General features: G+C 66.0%; 6 protein-coding genes. All 6 read left to right on the top strand.

All coding sequences use genetic code 11. The features are described 5' to 3' along the window. Window positions 1–11: 11 nt before the first annotated feature. Complete coding sequence (murB, locus tag NW75_RS15590) at window positions 12–884, top strand: UDP-N-acetylmuramate dehydrogenase (RefSeq protein WP_081988789.1); 873 nt, start codon at window positions 12–14, stop codon at window positions 882–884. Next, window positions 881–1,810 carry a D-alanine--D-alanine ligase gene (locus tag NW75_RS15585; RefSeq protein WP_171010514.1) on the top strand — a complete coding sequence of 310 codons (930 nt, stop codon included), beginning with the start codon at window positions 881–883 and terminating at the stop codon, window positions 1,808–1,810. Before murB ends, NW75_RS15585 begins: the two co-directional genes overlap by 4 nt. Then, the gene (locus tag NW75_RS15580) at window positions 1,807–2,769 is read left to right on the top strand and encodes a cell division protein FtsQ/DivIB (protein ID WP_033966107.1); all 963 of its coding nucleotides are present in this window, start codon (window positions 1,807–1,809) and stop codon (window positions 2,767–2,769) included. Before NW75_RS15585 ends, NW75_RS15580 begins: the two co-directional genes overlap by 4 nt. Window positions 2,770–2,802: 33 nt before the next feature. Further along, a complete protein-coding gene (gene ftsA, locus NW75_RS15575; protein WP_033966106.1) occupies window positions 2,803–4,065 on the top strand; it encodes a cell division protein FtsA in 1,263 nt (420 codons plus the stop codon). A 112-nt stretch (window positions 4,066–4,177) separates the two neighbouring features. Further along, a complete protein-coding gene (gene ftsZ / locus NW75_RS15570) occupies window positions 4,178–5,644 on the top strand; it encodes a cell division protein FtsZ (RefSeq protein ID WP_033966105.1) in 1,467 nt (488 codons plus the stop codon). Window positions 5,645–6,201: 557 nt separating this feature from the next. Continuing rightward, the coding region (locus NW75_RS26710; RefSeq protein WP_231565243.1) for a tetratricopeptide repeat protein at window positions 6,202–6,699 on the top strand (498 nt) is incomplete at its 3' end.

The following is a 6,699-nucleotide window of genomic DNA, read 5'->3' as shown; positions in this document are numbered from 1 at the left end:
GCGGGAGGGGAATTGAAGGGCGCATCACCCCCGCCGCACCCCTCGCACCCCTAGTCTGGTTCAAGTCCGGCGGCGCTGCGCAGTGGCTGTTCGAACCGAAGGATGTCGCCGACCTCAGCGCCTTCCTCGCCGCGCTCGACCCGGCGACGCCGGTAATGGCGCTCGGCCTCGGCTCCAACATGATCGTGCGCGATGGCGGCGTTCCCGGCGTGGTCATCCGTCTCGGCAAACCCTTCGCCAAGGTCGAGCTGCTCGATGCCACCACGCTGCGCTGCGGCGGTGGGGCGAGCGGGATCCTCGTCTCCTCCACCGCGCGCGATGCTGGGATTGGCGGTGTGGAATTCCTGCGCGCGATCCCCGGCACTGTCGGCGGTTTTGTCCGCATGAATGGCGGGGCCTATGGCCGCGAGACCAAGGATATTCTGGTGGAGTGCGAGGTCGTGCTGCGCTCGGGCGCGCGGCAAGTGCTGGCGGTCGAGCAGCTGGGCTACACCTATCGTCATTCGACCTTGCCCGAAGGCTGTGTCGTGGTCAGCGCCACCTTCCACGGCCATGCCGAGGACCCCGCCGTCATCCAGGCCGAAATGGACCGCATTGCCGCCGCGCGCGAGGAATCGCAGCCGCTGCGCTCGAAGACGGGAGGATCGACCTTCAAGAACCCGCCCGGCCATAAAGCCTGGGCGTTGATCGATGCCGCCGGGTGCCGGGGCCTGCGCATCGGCGATGCGCAGGTCAGCGAGAAGCATTGCAATTTCCTGCTCAACCTCGGTTCGGCGACCAGCGCCGAGATCGAGGCGCTGGGCGAAGAGGTGCGCGCGCGGGTCAGGGCGCATTCGGGCGTGACCCTCGAGTGGGAAATTCAGCGGGTGGGGGTCGAAAAGTGAGTTTGCACGTCGCAGTCCTGATGGGCGGCTGGTCGGCCGAGCGCGACGTGTCGCTGATGACCGGCGCCGACGTCGTAAAGGCGCTGGAGTCGCTCGGCCACCGCGTCACCGCGATCGATATGGGGCGCGACGTCGCGATCAAGCTTGCCGAAGCCAAACCCGACATCGTGTTCAACGCGCTGCACGGAACGCCGGGCGAAGACGGTTCGGTGCAGGGCATGCTCGACCTGATGGGGTTGAAATACACCCATTCCGGCCTCGCCACCTCGGTCATCGCGATCGACAAGCAATTGACCAAGCTGCTGCTCGTTCCCGCCGGGATTCCGATGCCGGGCGGGCGCATCGTCAAGAGCGAGACCCTGTACGCTGGCGACCCGCTGCCGCGCCCATACGTGCTCAAGCCCGTCAACGAAGGCTCCTCGGTCGGGGTGGCGATCGTCACCAACGAAGGCAATTACGGCAGCCCGATCGCGCGCAGCACGCCGGGGCCGTGGTTGGAATTCGAGGAGCTGCTCGCCGAACCTTATATTCGCGGGCGCGAGCTGACCACGGCGGTGCTGGGCAGCGAAGCGCTCGGCGTCACCGAGCTCAAGCCCAAGAATGGCTGGTACGATTATGACGCCAAATATACCGACGGGCTGACCGAACACGTCTTCCCGGCGGATGTGCCCGACGAGATTGCGGCGGCCTGCAAGCGCATCGCGCTCGACGCGCACCGGCTGCTTGGGTGCAAAGGCGCGTCGCGGTCGGATTTCCGCTGGGATGACGAACAGGGTGTCGACGGGCTGTTCCTGCTCGAGGTCAACACCCAGCCGGGCATGACGCCGCTCAGCCTGCTGCCCGAACAGGCGCGGCATTGCGGCATTTCCTATCCGGCGCTCGTGCAGACGCTGCTCGACGAGGCGCTGAAGGGGGTGGCGGAATGAGCGCCACGATCAAGCGCGGCACCGTGCGCCGACCGGTGCAGCCCAAGCGGCGTCCCCCGCCCAAGGTCTCGACGATCGACCGGGTGATCGCGATGCTGCCGGTCAGCGAAGCGACGCTGCGCCGCATCGCAACGTGGACGATCATGGGCGTGGTCGGTGCGGTCGGGCTGGCGACGGCCTCCTATTTCGGGGTGCCGGGCGCGGTCGGCTCGGCGCTGGGCGAAGCGATCGGTGAAGCGGGTTTCCGCGTCACCAATATCCAGATCACCGGGCTCAACCGGATGGACCATAATGTCATCTACAAGATCGCGGCCAACCAGCCGTCAATGGCGATGCCGCTGGTGAGCCTCGAAAAGATCCGGCAGGATCTGGTCGCGCATAGCGGCTGGATCGAGGATGCGCATGTCTCGCGGCGCTTGCCCGACACGCTGATCGTGCATGTCGTCGAGCGTGAACCGAGCGCGATCTGGCAGAAGGACGGACAACTCGCGCTGATCGCGGCCAACGGGACGTGGCTGGAGCCGGTCGATCCGCAGGCGATGCCCGATTTGCCGCTCGTCATCGGCGCGCACGCCAATGAACAGGAGCCGGCCTATCGCCAATTGCTCGACGTGGCACCGGCGCTGCGCGGGCAAGTGAAGGCGGCGACCTGGGTCGGAAATCGTCGCTGGACGCTGACCTTTGAGACCGGCGAGACGTTGGCACTGCCCGAGGGTGCGGACGCAGCGGGCAAGGCTTTGGTGAAGTTTGCCGAGCTCGACGGCGTCAAGCCATTGCTCGGCAAGGGGTGGCTTGGCTTCGATATGCGCGATCCGACGCGGTTGGTCGCGCGCAAGCCGGGCACGGTTTCGAACCGGGCGATCACCGATCCGGCGGCTCCCGTGGCGGGGGCAACCGGGGCGGCCGCGCAGCCAGTGCGAATCGAAGCGAAACAATCGGGGCCAGCCGGTGAGGGATAGGGTATCGAAGCCGGACAACAGGGGTATGGCGTAATGGCGAAGGCAGCACCGGAAGGTTTGATCACCGCACTCGACATCGGCTCCTCCAAGGTGTCGGCGATGATCGCGCAGAAGGGCGATGGCGGCGAGCTGATCGTGCTCGGCACCGGCCAGCGCGAGAGCAAGGGCGTCAAACGCGGCTATATCGCCGATGCCGCCGCGACCGAAGTTGCGGTGCGCGAAGCGGTCGAACAGGCCGAACGCATCGCCGGCACCAATATCGAGAATGTCTGGGTCAGCTTTTCGGCGGGCGGGCTGGTGTCCGATGTCGCCTCGATCGAGTTTGAGCTGGGCGGCCACCGCGTCGAGCAATCCGATATCGATGCGCTGTTGCAGGCGGGGCGCGATTCGATCGATCCGGCGGGCCGCATGGTGCTGCATGCGCAGCCAGCGCTCTATACGCTCGACGGGCTGACGGGCGTGAAGCGACCGCTCGGGCTCCACGCCGACCGGCTGGGCGTCCATATCCATGTCGTCGCCGCCGATGGGTCGCCGGTGCGCAATCTCGGTTTGTGCGTCGCGAACGCGCATCTCGAAGTGAAGTCGATCATCGCCTCGCCAGTGGCGACGGGCATGGCGTGCCTGAGCGACGAAGAGCGTGAGCTTGGCGTCGCCCTGGTCGAACTGGGGGCGGGGATCACCAACGTTTCGCTGTTCGCGGGTGGAATGCTGGTCGGGCTGATGTCGATCCCGATCGGCGCGCAGGACATTACCGACGACATCGCGTCTGCTTTCGGCACGCGCCGCGCGCAGGCCGAGCGGATGAAGTGCGTTCACGGCTCCGCCAATGCAAGCCCACGCGACAATCACGAGATGATCGACGTCGCGCCGATATCGGCGGAGGAAGATGCCAGCGACGGCACGCGCATCACCAAGGCGCAATTGATCGCCGTCATCCGCCAGCGGCTCGACCATTTGATCGGCGAAGTCGGCAAGGCGCTGGCCGAATTGAAGTTTGAAGGGCCAGTCGGACGTCAAGTCGTGCTCACCGGTGGTGGTGCCGAACTGAAGGGCATCGCCGATTACGCACAGCAGGCGCTGGGCCGCTCGGTCAGGATTGGGCGGCCGCGCGGCCTCACCGGCCTGCCGGAAGCGCATGCGACGCCGGCGTTTACCACGCTTGCGGGGCTGGCTTTTTATGCGGCGGCGGACCCGGTCGACCTGCGGGCCTTGTCGAGCAAGCAGCAGTTGGTGCATCGCCCGAAGGGATTTGCGCTGTTCCGCCGTTTGCTGGCGGCGGCGCGGGCGAATTATTAAAGAATTACGACAGGATTTAGCTGTTCGCGCTGGAACGACCGCAAGCGATGGTGCAGAACAGGTTCAAGCAGATTTTTCGCGCCGGGGTGTGGGCGCACGGTGGAGACGAACTATGAGCATCGAATTTTTGCCACCCGAAGTTGACGAACTCAGCCCGCGCATCGCCGTGATCGGCGTCGGTGGTGCCGGCGGCAACGCCATCGCCAACATGATGCGCGCCGATGTGCAGGGCGTCGACTTCCTTGTCGCCAACACGGACTCGCAGGCGCTGAAGCAATCGACCGCCAGCCATAAGATCCAGCTCGGCGCGAAGATCACGCAAGGGCTCGGCGCAGGCAGTCGTCCCGAAATCGGCCGCGCGGCGGCAGAGGAAACGATCGAGCAAGTCACCAAGATGCTCGAAGGCGCACACATGTGCTTCATCGCGGCTGGCATGGGCGGCGGCACCGGCACCGGTGCGGCACCGGTCATCGCCAAGGCGGCGCGCGACATGGGCATCCTGACGGTCGGCGTGGTGACCAAGCCGTTCGCTTTTGAAGGCACGCGTCGCGCGAAGAGCGCCGAAGCGGGCATCGAGGAGCTGCAGAAGTACGTCGATACGCTGATCGTCATCCCCAACCAGAACCTGTTCCTGGTGGCGAATGCGAACACGACCTTCAAGGAAGCGTTCCAGATGGCGGACGAAGTCCTCCAGCAGGGCGTTCGCGGCATCACCGATCTGATGGTCATGCCCGGCCTCATCAACCTCGATTTCGCCGACGTGCGTTCGGTGATGCAGGAAATGGGCAAGGCGATGATGGGCACGGGCGAAGCCTCGGGCGACAATCGCGCGATCGAGGCGGCGTCGAAGGCGATCGCCAACCCGCTGCTCGACGGCGTGTCGATGAAGGGGGCCAAGGGCGTCATCGTTTCGATCACCGGTGGCGACGATATGCGCCTGCTCGAAGTCGATGAAGCCGCGAACCACATTCGCGAACTGGTCGATGAAGACGCGAACATCATCTGGGGTTCGGCGTTCAACCCCGAACTCGAGGGCAAGATCCGCGTCTCGGTCGTCGCGACCGGGATCGAGGCCGAGGCGCGCCCGGCGGTTGCTCCGGCCCCAACGTCGCGCGCGTTCAGCTTCACGGCTGCGAAAAAGACGGAGGAACCGGCGCCCTTGGCGGCTCCCGAGGCCGACATCGCCCCGGCGGCACCTACGGTCTCGGCACCCGAGCCTGCTGCGACGCACGATGATGAACTGGTGCTCGGCAGCGAAGCTGCCGTCGCGCCGGAGCCGGTGGCGGCACCGGTCCGGACCTTCGGGGAAGACTTTGATGTCCCCGCAGCGGCGGCGGACGATACGCCGACCGAAGCTCCGACGCGTCGCCGTTGGCTGTCGCCGGGTGCCGCCGCGGTGGAGGACGCTCCCGCCCTCCCGCCCGAGCCAGTCGTGCCAGCCCCGCGCGTGAAATTGGGGGGCACGTTGTTCGAGCGGATGTCGAGCGTATCGCGCGGGGTCGCGCGCGACGACGAGCCTACCCCGGACAAGGATGCGCTGGACATTCCACGGTTCCTGCATCGCCAGAACAACCAGTAACCGATGCCCGCGCGGTGCCCGCCATGGCGGGCACCGCTTGCCGACGATGCGGGTCGGCCCGTCGCAGCCGATGGCTTGCCACATTGCCGGTTGCATCCCGAGCGGGTCTAGAGCGCAGCATGTTCGGGTTGATTCTTCCGGCGCGGGCAAGTCGGCGTCCGCAGGACATTTTGCGGCGCTCTTGTGGGTTCCTTCGTTTCACTCGAAAAGAACGGGTGGCGGTAGAGCCATCGTGATCTAGGAAACGGGATGCGCATTCGTCTTGCCAGTTCGATCATCGCACTGGCCACTTGCGGAACGGCTGCGCAGGCACAGACCGGGATCGCATCGCCTTATCCACCCGCGCCCTATCCCTCGACCGTTCAGCCGTTGTCAGATGCCGATTTGCTTGCGAGCGAAATTCGCGCATTGGCGGTCGACCCCAACAATCTGTCGGCATTGGTCCGCGCGGGAGAATTGGCGCTAAAGCTGGATGACGATACCGCCGCCGCCGCTTTTTTGCGCGCGCCGAGCGGATCGACCCCCGCAACGCGCGAGTCAAAGCCGGAGAGGGGGCGTTGCTGGTCGCGGCCGAGCGTCCTGGCGATGCGCTGCGGCATTTTGCCGAGGCGGAGACGCTCGGCGGTGATCCGCGGACCTTCGCGGCCGATCGCGGGCTGGCCTATGATCTCGTCGGCGAACAGGAACGCGCGCAACGGGAATATCGACTGGCGCTGAGGGCCGGGGCCAATGACGAAACCCAGCGACGCTACGCTTTGTCGCTTGGTATTTCCGGCAAGCGCGAGTTGGCGCTGGCCCAAATCGAACCGCTGTTGCGCAAAAGTGATCGTGGCGCGTGGCGTGCGCGGGCCTTCATCCTTGCGATGGCGGGCGACAAGGCGGGTGCGGAGAAGATCGCAACGAGCATGATGCCCGCCGGCATGGCGCAGGGCCTGCAGCCGTTCTTCGAAATTCTACCGGCGCTGCGCGCGCCGGATCGCGCTTTTGCGGTGCATTTTGGCGAAGTCCGCCCCAGCCCGGAACGGTTGGCGGACGCGCGGATGGTGCCCCCCGCT

This window comes from Sphingomonas sp. Ant H11 (assembly GCF_000797515.1).
GTDB lineage: Bacteria > Pseudomonadota > Alphaproteobacteria > Sphingomonadales > Sphingomonadaceae > Sphingomonas.
This window is presented reverse-complemented; position numbering and strand designations above follow the sequence as displayed.